16 protein-coding genes are annotated in these 15336 nt (G+C 75.2%); 12 read left to right on the top strand and 4 right to left on the bottom strand.

All coding sequences use genetic code 11. The features are described from left to right. The first annotated feature begins 43 nt into the window (after positions 1–43). Positions 44–772, top strand: a complete 729-nt coding sequence (locus tag NT8_RS06035; RefSeq protein ID WP_067965124.1) for an rRNA methyltransferase — start codon at positions 44–46, stop codon at positions 770–772. Between the two features lie 9 nt (positions 773–781). On the opposite strand, the gene NT8_RS06040 is transcribed toward NT8_RS06035, so the two are convergent. After that, positions 782–1993 carry an MFS transporter gene (locus NT8_RS06040; protein WP_067965125.1) on the bottom strand — a complete coding sequence of 404 codons (1212 nt, stop codon included), beginning with the start codon at positions 1991–1993 and terminating at the stop codon, positions 782–784. Between the two features lie 178 nt (positions 1994–2171). On the opposite strand from NT8_RS06040, the gene NT8_RS06045 reads away from it, so the two are divergent. The 8 genes from NT8_RS06045 to NT8_RS06080 all read left to right on the top strand — a co-directional run bounded on the left by NT8_RS06045 (position 2172) and on the right by NT8_RS06080 (position 12042). Further along, a complete protein-coding gene (locus tag NT8_RS06045) occupies positions 2172–5867 on the top strand; it encodes a nitrate reductase subunit alpha (protein ID WP_067965127.1) in 3696 nt (1231 codons plus the stop codon). Further along, on the top strand, positions 5868–7565 hold the full coding sequence (narH, locus tag NT8_RS06050) for a nitrate reductase subunit beta (protein WP_067965129.1): 1698 nt from the start codon (positions 5868–5870) through the stop codon (positions 7563–7565). Next, positions 7562–8248 carry a nitrate reductase molybdenum cofactor assembly chaperone gene (gene narJ, locus NT8_RS06055; protein WP_067965131.1) on the top strand — a complete coding sequence of 229 codons (687 nt, stop codon included), beginning with the start codon at positions 7562–7564 and terminating at the stop codon, positions 8246–8248. Before narH ends, narJ begins: the two co-directional genes overlap by 4 nt. Beyond that, positions 8245–8997, top strand: coding sequence for a respiratory nitrate reductase subunit gamma (narI, locus tag NT8_RS06060; RefSeq protein WP_245646051.1), 753 nt, complete (start codon positions 8245–8247; stop codon positions 8995–8997). The genes narJ and narI overlap by 4 nt, the downstream gene beginning before the upstream one ends. A 34-nt stretch (positions 8998–9031) precedes the next feature. After that, the gene (locus NT8_RS06065; RefSeq protein WP_067965132.1) at positions 9032–9979 is read left to right on the top strand and encodes a DUF5996 family protein; all 948 of its coding nucleotides are present in this window, start codon (positions 9032–9034) and stop codon (positions 9977–9979) included. Continuing rightward, positions 9970–10275, top strand: a complete 306-nt coding sequence (locus tag NT8_RS06070; protein WP_067965134.1) for a GNAT family N-acetyltransferase — start codon at positions 9970–9972, stop codon at positions 10273–10275. Before NT8_RS06065 ends, NT8_RS06070 begins: the two co-directional genes overlap by 10 nt. A 211-nt stretch (positions 10276–10486) precedes the next feature. Continuing rightward, positions 10487–11290, top strand: a complete 804-nt coding sequence (locus NT8_RS06075) for an ion transporter (protein WP_067965136.1) — start codon at positions 10487–10489, stop codon at positions 11288–11290. 122 nt (positions 11291–11412) lie between these two features. Then, positions 11413–12042 (top strand): GNAT family N-acetyltransferase, encoded by a 630-nt coding sequence (locus NT8_RS06080; RefSeq protein WP_067965138.1) that lies wholly within the window; start codon positions 11413–11415, stop codon positions 12040–12042. On the opposite strand, the gene NT8_RS06085 is transcribed toward NT8_RS06080, so the two are convergent. From NT8_RS06085 to NT8_RS06095, 3 genes are all read right to left on the bottom strand, one after another. After that, positions 12017–12352 carry a YnfA family protein gene (locus NT8_RS06085; protein ID WP_067965140.1) on the bottom strand — a complete coding sequence of 112 codons (336 nt, stop codon included), beginning with the start codon at positions 12350–12352 and terminating at the stop codon, positions 12017–12019. The two genes, NT8_RS06080 and NT8_RS06085, sit on opposite strands and share 26 nt — an antisense overlap. Positions 12353–12396: 44 nt before the next feature. Continuing rightward, positions 12397–12591, bottom strand: coding sequence for a hypothetical protein (locus tag NT8_RS06090; protein ID WP_067965142.1), 195 nt, complete (start codon positions 12589–12591; stop codon positions 12397–12399). Between the two features lie 275 nt (positions 12592–12866). Then, positions 12867–13406: an SRPBCC family protein gene (locus NT8_RS06095; RefSeq protein ID WP_067965144.1), complete on the bottom strand. Its 540-nt coding sequence runs from the start codon at positions 13404–13406 to the stop codon at positions 12867–12869. A 138-nt stretch (positions 13407–13544) separates the two neighbouring features. Here NT8_RS06095 and NT8_RS06100 point away from each other — a divergent pair, with 138 nt between their 5' ends. The 3 genes from NT8_RS06100 (at position 13545) to NT8_RS06110 (ending at position 15312) form a co-directional block, all read left to right on the top strand. Beyond that, positions 13545–14003: a winged helix-turn-helix transcriptional regulator gene (locus NT8_RS06100; protein ID WP_067965147.1), complete on the top strand. Its 459-nt coding sequence runs from the start codon at positions 13545–13547 to the stop codon at positions 14001–14003. Positions 14004–14143: 140 nt separating this feature from the next. Then, positions 14144–14371, top strand: coding sequence for a heavy-metal-associated domain-containing protein (locus NT8_RS06105; protein WP_067965149.1), 228 nt, complete (start codon positions 14144–14146; stop codon positions 14369–14371). After that, positions 14368–15312, top strand: a complete 945-nt coding sequence (locus tag NT8_RS06110) for a hypothetical protein (protein WP_067965151.1) — start codon at positions 14368–14370, stop codon at positions 15310–15312. The genes NT8_RS06105 and NT8_RS06110 overlap by 4 nt, the downstream gene beginning before the upstream one ends. Positions 15313–15336 lie beyond the last annotated feature (24 nt).

A 15336-nucleotide genomic window follows, 5' to 3' on the forward strand; every position in this document is an offset into this window, starting at 1 on the left:
AGCCCTCACCGGCCCGGGCGTCGTCGTTTCCGGAGGGCGCCGCATGGCCTACCGGTTCGCCACCGAGCGCACCGACCACTCCGACCTCGCGAGCGGGGCGGTCCTGCGGTCGGCCCCCGGCCGCCCCGGGTTCCCGGTGCGGCTGGCCAGCGAGCTGTTCCAGCGCGCCGCCGCGCACGCGCCCGCGCGCCCCCTGCGCCTGTGGGACCCGATGTGCGGCACCGGGCACCTGGCCGTGGCGGTGGGCCTGCTGCACCGCGAGCGCCTGGCGCACGTCCGCGCCACCGACACCGACCCCGACGCGGTCGGCCTGGCGGCCCGCAACCTCGCCCTGCTCACCGCCGCCGGCCTGGCCGATCGCGAACGCGAGCTGCGCGCTCTCGCCGCCGAGAACGGCCGGGCCGACACCGCCGAGCGGGCCGCCGCCGCGCGCCGGCTCGCCGCCCGGCTGGCCGCCGCGGGCGGCGACCTGCCGCACACCGCCGCCGCCGACGACGCGTTCGCGCCCGCCGCGCCCGAGCCCCCGGTCGACGTGGTGCTGACCGACGTGCCCTACGGCGACCTCAGCCGGTGGAGCGGGGCGCCGCCCGGAGGCGACCCCGTGGCGGCGGTGCTGCGGTCCCTGGCCGGGGTCCTCGGCGGCGACGCGGTGCTCGCGGTGGCCGCCCGCGCCCGGCGGGTACCGCTGCCCGCGGGGGTGCCCGCCCTGGAGCGGGTGCGGGTGGGCGTGCGCGCGGCGGTGCTGGTGCGCGCCGGCGACCTCCCGCCCTGACGCGCCGGCTCAACGGGCGCGGTCGACCCCGGCGAACGCGCGCGAGGTGAACAGCGCGACGCCCAGCGCCACCGCCGCCAGCAGCACGAACCCGATGGTGTAGGCGCCGGTGGCCTGGTACACGCCGCCCATCAGCAGCGGCGGGAAGTACCCGCCGAGGCCGCCCGCGGCACCCACCAGCCCGGTGACCGTGCCCACTCGCGCGGGTTCGACCAGGCGGGCGACCAGCGCGAACACGCCGCCGGTGCCCAGCCCGAGGGAGAGGGCGATCAGCACGAACGCCGCCCCCGCCGGGAACTCCGTCGGCGGGTGCAGGGCCAGGACGACGGCGAACACGCACGTGCCGAGGAACGACACCAGGCAGACCCGCACCGGCCCGATGCGGTCGGACAGGGCGCCGCCGATCGGCCGGGCGACGACCGCCGCCGCGGCGAACCCGGCGGTGCGCAGCCCGGCGCCGGTCTGGGTGAAGTCGTAGGCGGTGGTGAGCAGGGTGGGCAGGTAGGTGGAGAACGCGACGAACCCGCCGAACGCGATCGCGTAGAGCAGCGACGTCTGCCAGGTGGCGCGGAGCCGCAGGGCGGCGCCCATGCGCGGCAGCGCGGGGGCCGTACTGGGCCGCCACTCCGGCGCGTCGCGGCTGAACACCCACACCACGACCCCCATCGCGGCGAGGGCGACGCACATGGCGACGTGGGTGCCCAGCACGCCCAGCGCCTCGGACAGGCGCGGGGTGAGCAGCGCCGACAGGGCGGTGCCGCCCATGCCGGCGCCGAACACGCCGGTGGCGAACCCGCGCCGGTCGGGGGTGTGCCAGGCGTTGACGAACGGGATGCCGACGGCGAACGAGGTGCCCGCCACGCCGAGGAGGAACCCCCACACGAGCAGCATCGGGTACGACCCGCCGGACAGCCCGACCAGCAGCGTGGGCACGATGCTCGCGAAGCACAGCACGGTGAACATGACCCGCCCGCCGTAGCGGTCGGTGAGCACGCCCACCGGGATGCGGCCGAGCGACCCGACCAGCACGGGGACGGCCACCAGCAGCGAGGTCTGCGTCGGCGACAGGTCCAGGGCCGAGGTGTAGGACTTCGACAGCGGGCCGACGAGGTTCCACGCCCAGAACGTCAGCGCGAACGCCGCGGTGGCCAGCGCCAGGTTGGCGCCGGCGCCGCGGCCGCCGGTGCGCGGCGCGGCCGCGTGCGGGGGCCGTGCGTTCATGTCCGCCTCCTCTGCTCCGCTCCGCCGGAATTCACCTTAGGTCCCGGACCGCGGTTTTCCGGTAAGGCGTCCCGCGCTTCTCCCTATTCGCGGGGTACCGTTGGCGGCGGCACCGGATTCCATTGTTCCGGCGGTGCCGTCCTGCGTTTCGGCGGTACGCAAAAAACGGGGAACGAATATGTCTGACGACGGTAAAGCCCCACGTGGCGACGTGAGCGACACCGATCTCCTGCTGCGTACCGGAATTCTCCTGGGGCGTTCGCGGACGACCCCCGATAACCGCGCGGTGTTCCGCGAGGGCGGCCGCGAGGGCGACGTCTTCTACCGCGACCGGTGGAGCCACGACAAGGTGGTGCGGTCGACCCACGGGGTGAACTGCACGGGCTCCTGCTCGTGGAACGTCTACGTCAAGGACGGCATCATCACCTGGGAGACCCAGGCGACCGACTACCCGTCGGTGGGCCCCGACCGGCCCGAGTACGAGCCGCGCGGCTGCCCCCGGGGCGCCGCGTTCTCCTGGTACACCTATTCGCCCACGCGGGTGCGCTACCCCTACGGGCGCGGGGTGCTGGTCGAGATGTACCGCGAGGCCCGCGCCCGGCTCGGCGACCCGGTCGCGGCCTGGGCCGAGGTCACCACCGACCCGGAGCGGCGCCGCCGCTACCAGCGGGCGCGCGGCAAGGGCGGGCTGGTGCGCCTGGAGTGGGCCGAGGCGCTGGAGATCGCGGCCGCCGCGCACGTGCACGCGATCCGCGCCCACGGCCCGGACCGGATCGCCGGGTTCTCGCCGATCCCCGCGATGTCGCAGGTCTCGCACGGGGTGGGGGCGCGCTTCCTCAACCTCATCGGCGGCTCGATGCTGTCGTTCTACGACTGGTACGCCGACCTGCCGGTGGCCTCCCCGCACGTCTTCGGCGACCAGACCGACGTCCCCGAGTCCGGTGACTGGTGGGACGCCGCCTACCTGGTGCTGTGGGGGTCGAACGTGCCGGTCACCCGCACCCCCGACGCCCACTGGATGGCCGAGGCCCGCTACCGGGGCCAGAAGGTCGTGGTGGTCTCGCCCGACTACAGCGACGCCACCAAGTTCGCCGACGAGTGGCTGCACCCGCGCCCCGGCACCGACGGCGCGCTCGCCATGGCCATGGGGCACGTGGTGCTGCGCGAGTACTTCGCCGACGCGCGCAACGAGGCGTTCGACCGCTACGTGCGCAAGTACACCGACCTGCCGTTCCTCGTCTCCCTGGGCGAGCGCGACGGGCGCCGGGTCCCCGGCAAGTTCCTCACCGCCGCCGACCTGCCGAGCACCGCCGGACTCCCCAACGCGGCGTGGAAGCCGCTGTTCCTGGACGCCGCCGGCGAGGTGGTGGTGCCCGACGGCACCCTCGGCCACCGGTGGGGCGACGACGGCCGCGGCCGGTGGAACCTGGACCTGGGCGGCCGCGAGCCGATGCTGACCCTGCTCGGCCACCCCGGCGCGGGCACGGCCGAGGTCGCGCTGCCCCGGTTCGACGCCGACGGCGGCACCGGCCGCACGGTGCCGCGCGGGGTGCCGGTGCGCCGGATCGGCGGCCACCTGGTGACCACGGTGTTCGACCTGCTGCTCGCCCAGTACGGGGTGGGCCGCCCCGGCCTGCCCGGGGCGTGGCCGTCGGGCTACGACGACGTGTCGGCGCCGTGCACGCCCGCCTGGCAGGAGGCGGTCACCGGGGTGCCGGCCGAGCGGGCGGTCCGCATCGCCCGCGAGTTCGCCGACACCGCGGCGGCCACGGGCGGCCGGTCGATGATCATCCTCGGCGCGGGCACCAACCAGTGGTTCCACGGCGACACCATGTACCGCGCGTTCCTGACCCTGCTGCTGCTCACCGGCTGCCAGGGCGTCAACGGGGGCGGGTGGGCGCACTACGTGGGCCAGGAGAAGTGCCGCACCCAGGCCGGGTGGGCGGCCTACGCGTCGGCGTCGGACTGGACCCGCCCGGCGCGGTTCATGGCCGGCACCGCCTACTGGTACCTGCACACCGACCAGTGGCGCTACGACACCTACGGCGCCGACGCGCTGACCGCCCCCACCGGTCCGGGCCGGCTCGCCGGGCGGCACACCGCCGACCTGGTGGCCGCGTCGGCGCGGATGGGCTGGCTGCCGTCCTACCCGACGTTCGACCGCAACCCGCTCGACCTGGCGCGGGCCGCCGAGGAGGCGGGCCGCGACCCCGCCGAGTACGTCGCCGGGGAGCTTGCCGGCGGGCGCCTCCGGTTCGCCGCGGAGGACCCCGACGACCCCGGCAACTGGCCGCGGGTGCTCGACGTGTGGCGGGCCAACCTGCTGGGGTCCTCGGCCAAGGGCAACGAGTACTTCCTGCGCCACCTGCTCGGCACGTCCGCCGCCGTGCAGGGCGGCGAGGCGGGGCCCGAGCACCGGCCGCGCGACGTCGTGTGGCGCGCGGACGCGCCGGAGGGCAAGCTCGACCTGCTGCTGTCGATCGACTTCCGGATGACCAGCACCACGCTGCTGTCCGACATCGTGCTGCCCGCCGCCACCTGGTACGAGAAGTACGACCTGTCGACCACTGACATGCACCCGTTCGTGCACGCGTTCACCCCGGCCATCGACCCGCCGTGGCAGGCGCGCAGCGACTTCGACGCCTTCCACGCGCTCGCCGCCCGGTTCAGCGAGCTGGCGCGCGAGCACCTGGGGACCGCCACCGACCTGGTGGCGGTCCCGCACCAGCACGACACCCCGGGGGAGCTGGCCCAGCCCAAGGGCACCGCGCCCGACTGGAAGGGGACCGGGGTGGTGCCGGTGCCCGGGGCGACGATGCCGGCCATCACGGCGGTGCGCCGCGACTACGGCGCGGTGGCCGAGAAGCTCGCCGCGGTCGGGCCGCTGGCGGAGACCAAGGGCCTGCCGGTCAAGGGGGTGGAGTTCACGCCCGACGTCGAGATCGCCTGGCTGCGCGAGGCCAACGGGACGGCCCGGGGCGGGGCCGCCGACGGCCGCCCGCTCATCGACACCGACGTCAAGGCGTGCGAGATGATCCTCGCCCTGTCGGGGACCACCAACGGGCGGCTGGCCGCGCAGGGCTTCGCCCGGCTGGCCGAGCGCACCGGCACCGACATGGACGAGCTGGTCCACGGCGGCCGGGAGCGGCGCATCGTGTTCGCCGACACCCAGGCCCGCCCGACCCCGGTCGGCGCCAGCCCGGAGTGGTCGGGCAAGGAGGCGCCCGACCGCAGGTACGCGCCGTTCACCGTCAACGTCGAGCACGACAAGCCGTGGCACACCCTCACCGGCCGCCAGCACTTCTACGTCGACCACGACTGGATGCTGGAGTTCGGCGAGGCGCTGCCGGTGTACCGGCCCCCGCTCGACATGCACCTGCTGTTCGGCGAGCCCCGCATCGGCCCCAAGGGGCGGCGCGAGGTGGTGGTGCGCTACCTGACCCCGCACTCCAAGTGGTCCATCCACTCCGAGTACCAGGACAACCTGCTGATGCTCAGCCTGTCCCGGGGCGGGCCGTCGATGTGGATGAGCCCGGCCGACGCCGCCGCCATCGGCGCCCGCGACAACGACTGGGTGGAGGCGGTCAACCGCAACGGGGTGGTGGCCGCCCGGCTGGTGGTGTCGCACCGCATGCCGACCGGGACCGTGTTCATCTACCACGCCCTGGAACGGGTGGTCGACACGCCGAAGACCGAGACCACCGGGCGGCGCGGCGGCATCCACAACTCGCTGACCCGGCTGCTGGTCAAGCCCACCCACCTGATCGGCGGCTACGCCCAGTTCGCCTACGGGTTCAACTACATCGGACCGACCGGCAACCAGCGCGACGAGGTCACCGTGGTGCGCCGGCGCACGACCGAGGTGAGGTACTAGATGGCGGAGCGGATCGGCCGGGTCATGGCGCAGGTCGCCATGGTGATGAACCTGGACAAGTGCATCGGCTGCCACACCTGCTCGGTGACGTGCAAGCAGGCGTGGACCAACCGCAGCGGGGTGGAGTACGTCTGGTTCAACAACGTCGAGACCCGGCCCGGCCAGGGCTACCCGCGCGGCTACCAGGACCAGGAGCGGTGGAAGGGCGGGTGGCGGCGCACCGCGACCGGCCGGCTGGTGCCGCGCGCGGGCGGGCGGCTGCGCAAGCTGGCCACCATCTTCGCCAACCCGGTCATGCCCGCCATCCAGGACTACTACGAGCCGTGGACCTACGACTACGAGAACCTGGTGGCCGCCCCGCTCGGCGACGACATGCCCGTGGCGCCCCCGAGGTCGCTCATCAGCGGCGAGCCCATGGCCATCACCTGGAGTGCGAACTGGGACGACGACCTGGGCGGCGGCGAGGAGCTGGGCGTCCACGACCCGATCGTGCGCCGCCTCGGCGAGCAGGTGCGCTTCTCCTTCGAGCAGGCGTTCATGTTCTACCTGCCGCGCATCTGCGAGCACTGCCTGAACCCGTCGTGCGTGGCGAGCTGCCCGAGCGGGGCGATGTACAAGCGCGCCGAGGACGGCATCGTGCTCGTCGACCAGGACCGGTGCCGGGGCTGGCGGATGTGCGTCACCGGCTGCCCGTACAAGAAGGTGTACTTCAACCACAAGACCGGCAAGGCCGAGAAGTGCACGATGTGCTATCCGCGCGTCGAGGTCGGCCTGCCCACCGTGTGCTCCGAGACCTGCGTGGGGCGGCTGCGCTACCTCGGCGTGGTGCTCTACGACGTCGACCGGGTGGGCGCCGCCGCCGCGGTCCCCGACGAGCACGACCTCTACCCGGCCCAGCTCGACCTGCTGCTCGACCCCGCCGATCCGGAGGTGGCGGCGGCCGCCCGCCGCGACGGCATCCCGGACCGGTGGATCGACGCGGCCCGGCGCTCACCGGTGTACGCGCTCGCCGTGCAGCACCGGGTGGCGCTGCCGCTGCACCCGGAGTTCCGCACCCTGCCGATGGTCTGGTACATCCCCCCGCTGTCGCCGGTGGTGGACACCCTCACCGGCACCGGCCACGACGGTGAGGACGCGGGCAACCTGTTCGGCGCGATCGAGACGCTGCGCATCCCCGTCGCCTACCTCGCCGAACTCTTCACCGCGGGCGACCCCGCCCCGGTCACCGCGGTGCTGCGCCGGCTGGCCGCCATGCGGGCGCACATGCGCCGGGTCAACCTCGGCCAGGAGCGGGACCCGTCGATCGCGGCCGCCGTCGGCATGGACGGCGACACGATCGAGGAGCTGTACCGGCTGCTCGCCATCGCCAAGTACGACGACCGCTACGTCATCCCCACCGCCTACGGGGTCGACGACGCCGACCGGGGCGCCGTGGAGGAGGTCGCGTGCTCCCTCGACTTCGAGGGCGGCCCCGGCATGGGCGGCATGGGCGGCCGGCCTCCGTTCGGCGAGGCCTCCGGCCGGCCCGACCCGGTGGGCGTCGAGACCTTCCACGCCCTGCGCGCCCGCCAGACCAGCGACGTCCGGGCGCGGGGCGGGCCGCGCCGGACCAACCTGCTCAACTGGGACGGCAACGGCCGCCCCGACGGGCTCTTCCCGCCCCGGGACGGGGCCCGCGACCGGAGGGAGGACGCATGACGGTCCGCGACCCCGCCGACCCCGCCCGCGTGTGCGCCGTGCTGCGCCAGGCGGCGTCGGTCCTGCTCGGCTACCCCGACGAGGCGTTCTTCGAGCGGCTGCCGGTGGTCTACCGGGCGCTGCTCGCGCTGCCCGACAGCGCCCCGCGCGCCGACCTCACCGGGTTCTGCGACCACGCCGCGAGCACCCCGGAGCTGGAGCTGGGCGCCCACTACGTGGCGACGTTCGACCTGCGCCGCCGCCGCACCCTGCACCTGACCTACTACACCGACGGCGACACCCGCCGCCGCGGCCACGCCCTGGCCGAGGTCAAGGCGGAGTACGCCGCGTGCGGCTGGGAGCTGGAGGCGCCGGAGCTGCCCGACCACCTCGCGGTGCTGCTGGAGTTCGCCGCGCGCGGCGACGCGCGGCGCGGCGAGGCGCTGCTGGTCCGGTTCCAACCCGGCCTGGAGCTGCTGCGCGCGGCGCTGCGCGCGTGCGGGACGCCCTACGCTGCGGTCCTCGACGCCGTCGCGGCCACGCTGCCCGCCCCGCACGCCGGCCACCGCGAGGCGGTGCGCCGGCTCGCCGCCGCCGGGCCGCCCGCCGAGGAGGTCGGCCTGGCCCCCTACGGGGGGCCGGTGCCGCTGGGCATGCCCGGCCCGCGCCCCGGCGGCGCCCCGGCCGCCGAGGGGGCGCGGTGAGCGCGCCGCCGCCGGACCTGGTGGACCTGCTGCTGTGGGGGGTGCTGCCGTACGTGGTGCTGGCGGTGTTCGTCGGGGGCACGGTGTGGCGCTACCGCTACGACAAGTTCGGCTGGACCACGCGGTCCTCGCAGCTCTACGAGTCGCGGCTGCTGCGCGTGGGCAGCCCGCTGTTCCACTTCGGGCTGCTCGTCGTCATCGCCGGGCACGCCATGGGGCTGCTCGTCCCCAAGGGGTGGACGGAGGCGGCGGGGGTGCCCGACGCCGCCTACCACGTGGTGGCGCTGGTGCTGGGCGCGGTCGCCGGGGTGTGCACCCTGGGCGGCGTCGCGCTGCTGGTGTGGCGGCGGCGCACCACCGGGCCGGTGTTCAGCGCCACCACGCGCAACGACAAGCTGATGTACGCGGTGCTCGTGCTGGCGATCCTCGCCGGGCTGGCCACCACGCTGGTCTCGGCGGGCGCCGACCTGGCCGGGCGCGGCGGCCACGACTACCGCGACACCGTGTCGGTGTGGTTCCGCGGCGTCTGGGTGCTCGACCCGCGCGTCGACGCCATGGCGGCCGCGACCCTTCCGTTCCACGTGCACGCGCTCGTGGGGCTCGCCCTGTTCGCGCTGTTCCCGTTCACCCGGCTGGTCCACGCGTTCAGCGCACCCGTGGGGTACCTGTTCCGGCCCTACGTCGTCTACCGCACCCGCGACCGGCTGCCGACGCGCGCGACGCGCCCGGCGCGGCGCGGCTGGTCGTGAGCCGCGGCGAGGCCGCGGGGGAGAGGAGGCCGGGATGGAGCTGTTCCCGCCGCTGCCGCTGTCGGAGTGGGTCGACACCAAGGAGACCCTGCACCGGTTCCTCCAGGTGGTGGGCAAGATCCGGTTGGCGTCCGCGCCGCGGCGCAACCACTGGTGGCACGTGCCGCTGCACCTGACGGGCACCGGGCTGACCACGCGGCCCATGGGGCTGGTCGACGGCAACCCGCTGTTCACGATCGACCTCGACCTGGTGGGCCACCGGCTCACCGCGGCGACGGTGGACGGGCGGTCGGCGTCGTTCGCGCTGCCCGGGCACAGCGTGTCGTCCTTCTACCAGGAGGTGCTGGGCGCCCTGGAGGGGCTGGGCGTGCACGCCCGTATCCGCCGGCCGCACCCCTACGACCTGCCCGACGCCGACCGGCCGTTCGCCGAGGACACCGAGCACGCCGCCTACGACACCGCCGCCGCCACCCGGTACTGGCGGGTGCTGTCGCAGGTCAACCTGGTGCTGGAGGAGTTCGCCGGGGGGTACTCCGGCAAGACCAGCCCGGTGCACCACTTCTGGCACACCTTCGACATCGCGGTGACGCGGTTCAGCGACACCCGGGTACCGCAGCCGCGCGAGGCGGGGCCGCTGCTGCGGGAGGCGTACTCGCGGGAGGCCGTGAGCTTCGGGTTCTGGTTCGGCGACGACACCGTCCCCGAGCCGGCGTTCTACTCCTACACGATGCCCGAACCGCCGGGCCTCACCGCGCGCCCGCTGCCCGAGGGCGGCGAGTGGACCGGCAGCGGCGGCGGGCATCTGGCCCTGCTGCGCTACGCGGAGGCCCGCCGGGCGCCCGATCCGCGCCGCGCCGTGCTGGAGTTCTACGACGCGGCCTACCATGCGGGGGCCGGGCTGCTGGGGTGGCCCGTCGACGACCTCGCCTGCGATCAGGGCGCCACCGACCCCTACCACCGCAAGGGAGAGCCATGGAGCTGACCGTCACCGACCGCCCGGCGGAGCGCCGGTACGAGGCGCGCGACGGCGCCGCCACCGCCGGGTTCGCGGAGTACATCCGCACCGACGAGATGGTCGTCTTCACCCACACCGAGGTCGACCCGTCGTACGAGGGCAAGGGCGTGGGCAGCGCCCTGGTCCGGGGAGCGCTGGACGACGTGCGGACGCACGGGCTGAGCGTGCTGCCGCTGTGCCCGTTCGTGAAGGGGTGGATCCAGCGGCACCGCGAGTACGCCGACATGGTCTACCGGCAGCCGCCGAGCCGGGTCACCGACTGACCCGCCCGCGCCGAGCCGCGGCCCCCGGTGCCCCGCGCACCGGGGGCCGCGGCGTTTCCCGGCCCGGGCGGCGGGCGCCCGGGTGTGGCCGGATGCGGCCGATAGCGGTCGTATTTCCGTTCCGGGGCCTTTCGCCGGATCGGGGAAGATCATCCCTCGATAGGCTCGGCCGCAGCGGCACGAGGACGTGGACGGAGCCTGTTCGTTGGCCATGCGAGACCGGGCCCGGCGCGTGGTGGAGGCGCGCTGGTTCCAAGCGGCGATCATCACCCTGATCCTGTTCAACGGGCTGCTCCTGGGCCTGGAGACCTCGCCCGCTCTTATGGCCGAGCACGGGGCGCTGCTGCGCCGCCTCGACCTGATGGTGCTCGCGGTCTTCGTCGCGGAGCTGGCGCTGCGGATCTACGCGCACCGCGGCGCGTTCCTGCGCGACCCCTGGGGCTGGTTCGACCTGGTCATCGTCGGCATCGCGCTGCTCCCGGCGTCGGGGCCGTTCGCGGTGCTGCGGGTGCTGCGCGTGCTGCGGGTGCTGCGCCTGCTGTCGGTGGTGCCCACGCTGCGCCACGTGGTGACCGGGCTGCTGAAGGCGCTGCCGGGGATGGCGTCGATCGCGTTCCTGGTGGGGCTGCTGCTCTACGTCGCCGCGGTGATGGCCACCAACCTGTTCCGGGCGAACGCGCCGCAGCACTTCAGCGACATCCTGACCTCGCTGTTCACCCTGTTCCAGATCATGACCGGGGACAGCTGGGGGGAGATCGCGCGGAGCGTGATGGACGAGCAGCCGGCGGCGTGGGTGTTCTTCGTCGGGTTCATCCTGGCGTCGACGTTCATCGGCCTCAACCTGTTCATCGCGGTGGCGGTGGAAGCGCTGGAGCACGACGTCGACGGCCGGCCCGACGCCGACGACCCGGTGCTGGTGGAGGTGCGGGCGCTGCGCGCCGAGATCGCCGAACTGCGGGCCGCCCGCGCGGCGGAGGCCCCGCCGGGCGGGGCGCGGAACGCCGCAGGGGCGTAGACACCGCCCGTTCGGTCGATAACCGCGCGTAAGGGTCGATGTCGTCACGGAGAGGGTGCCGCGCCTCGCGTTGAGTCGCTAGTGTTCTAGGTCACCATCGCAGCCTGCGCCGAGGGGGTCGGATGACCGACGTCGCGATCGAGCCCGCCACCCCGGAGCGGTGGGCGGACCTGGAGCGGCTGTTCGGCCGCACCGGGGCCTATGGGCACTGCTGGTGCGTCTTCTTCCGGCGCCGGGCCAAGGACTACGTGGCCAGCGTCTCGTGCCCCCCGCCGGAGCGGGGCGCGGCCAACCGCGCGGAGCTGCGCCGGCTCACCCTCGACGGCGCGGTCCCCGGGCTGCTCGCCTACGAGGGGGCCGAGCCGTGCGGCTGGGTGTCGGTCGCCCCGCGCGGCGACTACGTCCGCCTGGCCCGGTCGCGGTCGCTGCGCCCGGTCGACCCCGATGAGCCCGGCGTGTGGTCGGTGGTCTGCTTCTGGATGCCGCCGCGCCGCCGCCGCAAGGGCCTGGGCGGGCGGCTGCTCGACGCCGCCGTCGACCACGCCCGCGCGAACGGGGCCCGGGTCCTGGAGGCGTACCCCGTCGACACCGCCGGCGGGCGGGCGCCGAGCGCCGAGGTCTACACGGGCACCGTGCGGATGTTCCGCAAGGCGGGGTTCACCTGCGACCCGCACCCGGTCAGCGGGCGGCCCATCGCCCGCCTCGTGCTCGCGGCCGACCAGGCGGTCAGCCGCCCCGGGGCGCGAACATGATCACCGCCACGCCCACCAGGCAGATCAGCGCGCCCGCGACGTCGTAGCGGTCGGGGCGGAAGCCGTCGAGCGCCATGCCCCACGCCAGGGAGCCGGCGATGAAGACGCCCCCGTAGGCGGCCAGCACCCGGCCGAAGTCCGCGTCGGGCTGGAGGGTGGCGACGAAGCCGTAGGCGCCCAGCGCGAGCACGCCGGCGCCCGCCCACAGCAGGCCCCGGTGCTCGCGCACCCCCTGCCAGACGAGCCAGGCGCCGCCGATCTCGGCCAGCGCGGCGAGGGCGAACAGGACGGTCGACTTCAGCACGGTCACAGCGGGCAGCGTAGCCGCCCGGCGGCCGGTCCGGCCGGGCGGTGTCAGTCGAGGCCGACGGCGACCATGTCGACGGCGCCCGAGGCGTCGGTGGCGTAGACGGTGACGTGGCCCGGGGTGGAGACGACGGTGAGGACGGTGTAACCGGCCGGCACCGCAGCCGCGGCGGTGCCGGTAAGCGCGGCGAGGGCGGCGGCGGTCAGCGCCGTGCCGGTGAGCAGGCGGGGCAGGCGGGACATGGCGGTCCTCCGTACGCTGGCCGGCGCGCCCGGGGGCCCGGTGCGGACGCCGGAGGGGGCGGCGCGGGCGGTCGGCCCGCACGTCAGGGTTGTGTCCCCTCCGGTGGGCCGCCAACCGCGCGCGGCGACGGGCGCGGTCGGCGGGTCGGACGAAGCGGACGGACGGCAGGGAACCGCCCCACTGGAATGTCGCCACATGCCGGACATCGGGGGATGGGGCCGGTGGCCGCCGAGGACGTTTCCGCCCGTCCCGCGGCCGTGTTTGCGGCCGCGCCTTACCGTGCCGGAGCCGGCCCGGCGGCGGCCGGTGCGGTGCGGGGCGCCTCGGCGGCCGCCCGGACGCCGTCGAGCGTCCGCCGGATATTCGCGTCCAACTGGGCGAGCCGCACCGCCACCACGCGCTCCTCGCGGTCGGGGTGGCGGGCGATGTAGGTCCGGACGTGCGAGTGCCCCGGGCCCAGGCGGACGCCCAGGCGGAGCAGGGTGGCGGCGCCGAGCGGGCGGAGGTCGAACCGCCACGACGCGCCGGGCTCCGGGGCGCCGTCGACGTACACGTCCCAGCCGAAGGCCTCCTCGGGCGCGCAGGCGGTCACGACGGAGGTGGTCTCCCACGCGCCCAGGGCGTCGTTGCGGTTGCGGCCGGTGAACCGGGCGCCCACGCGCGGGCGGTCGGCGCCGTCGAGCCAGGCCGCCGCCTCCAGTTCGCCGCCGAAGCGCGCGGGTGCGGTGATGTCGGTGGCGACCGCCCAGACGCGGGAGGCGAGGGCGGAGACCAGGACCTCGGCGGAGGTGGCGGGGCCGTCGGTGAGGCGCATGTCGCTCCCTTGGTCGCGGAGGGGTGGGGGGCGGAGGCGGGCGGGCCGGAGGGGGCGGCCGGAGCGGCGGCCACCGGTGGGTTCCATAAAGGAACTTAGTCAGTATCGTTTCGGAACTCAATAACTAGACTGGCCCGTATGCGATGGAGCGAGATCGGCGGCGTCCCCTGCTCGGTGGCCCGGGCGCTGTCCGTGGTGGGCGACCGCTGGGTGATGCTGGTCCTGCGCGAGGCCTTCCTCGGCACCCGGCGCTTCGAGGACTTCCACGAGCGGGTCGGCGCGTCGCGGCGGGTGCTCGCCGAGCGGCTGGCCGGCCTGGTCGAGGACGGCGTGCTCGCCCGCGTCCGCTACAGCGAGCGGCCCGACCGGTTCGAGTACCGGCTCACGGACAAGGGCCGCGACCTGCACACCGTGCTGACGGCGCTGCGCGTCTGGGGCGACCGGTGGATGGCCGACGACCAGGGCCCGCCGGTGACCGTCGTGCACCGCACCTGCGGCGCCGCCATGGACCCGGTCATGGTCTGCCCCGACTGCCGGGACGAGATCGACCCCCGCGACCTCACCGCCGTCGTCCACCGGGGGCCGGTCCGGGGCTGATCCGGGGCTCCATCGGGCGGCCCCCGCCATCCCCTGCCGGGTGGGCGCACGCCGATTGCATACCCTAGGGGGGTATGGTATTTCTTGAGTGAGCGCCGGGCGGAGCGTCCGGCGGACACCCCCTACCCCAGGAGGCACACATGGCGGGCACCGGCACCACCCGGGTCTACGACGTCGAGGGAATGACCTGCGGGCACTGCGCCACATCCGTCGGCCGCGAGGTCGGCGCGGTTCCCGGGGTCACCGGGGTCGACGTCGCCGTGGACACCGGACGGGTCACCGTCACCGCCGACGGCCCCCTGGACGACGGCGCCGTCCGCGCCGCCGTCGACGAGGCCGGCTACCGCGTGGCCGGGGTGCGGGCGTGAACACCGCCACCCGGCTGGGCGTCTACGGCCTCGGGCTCGCCGTCGCGTTCGCCGGCGCGTTCGGGGCCGGCCGGCTGGCCGACCCGCTGCTGCCCGCCGCCGCGGACGGCGCCGCCGATGCCGGCGGCGGGCACGCCCACGACGACACCGCCCCCGCCCCGGCCGGCGCGCCCGTGCCCGCCGGCCTCCAGGTCGCCGCCGACGGCTACCGGCTGGAGACCCTGGCCGCCCCCGGCGCGGCGGACGAGGAGGGCGACCTCTCCTTCCGGGTGATCGGCCCCGGCGGCGACCCCGTCACCGGGTTCGAGGTCGCCCACGAGAAGCGCATGCACCTCATCGTCGTCGGCCGCGACCTCACCGGGTATCAGCACCTGCACCCGCGCATGGACGGCGACGGCGTGTGGACCGTCCGCACCACCCTGGACGACCCCGGGCCCTACCGGATGTACGCCGACTTCGTCCCCATGGGAGGCGGCGACGGCCTCGTCCTCGGCACCGACCTCGCGGTCCCCGGCGCCTACCGCCCCGCCGACCCGCCCCCGGTGTCCGCCACCGCCGAGGTCGACGGCTACGAGGTCGAACTGTCCGGCGCGCTCGAACCCGGCGCCACCGGCGACCTGACCTTCACCGTCCGCCGCGACGGCGCCGAGGTCACCGACCTGGAGCCCTACCTCGGCGCCTACGGGCACCTCGTCGCCCTGCGCGAGGACGACCTCGCCTACCTGCACGTCCACCCCGAGGGCGCCCCCGGCGACGGCGCCACCGCCCCCGGCCCCGACATCGCCTTCCGGGCCGAGGTCCCCTCGGCCGGCGGCTACCGGCTCTACCTCGACTTCCAGCACGGCGGCGAGGTGCGGACCGCCGTGTTCGCCGTCGATGCCGACGGCGGTGCGGCACCGCCCGCCGAGGACGGCGGCGCCCCGGAGGAGCACGGCCACTGACCGCCGCCCCGGCCGGATACTCCC

This window comes from Nocardiopsis trehalosi NBRC 14201, assembly GCF_001552555.1.
GTDB lineage: Bacteria > Actinomycetota > Actinomycetes > Streptosporangiales > Streptosporangiaceae > Nocardiopsis_B > Nocardiopsis_B trehalosi.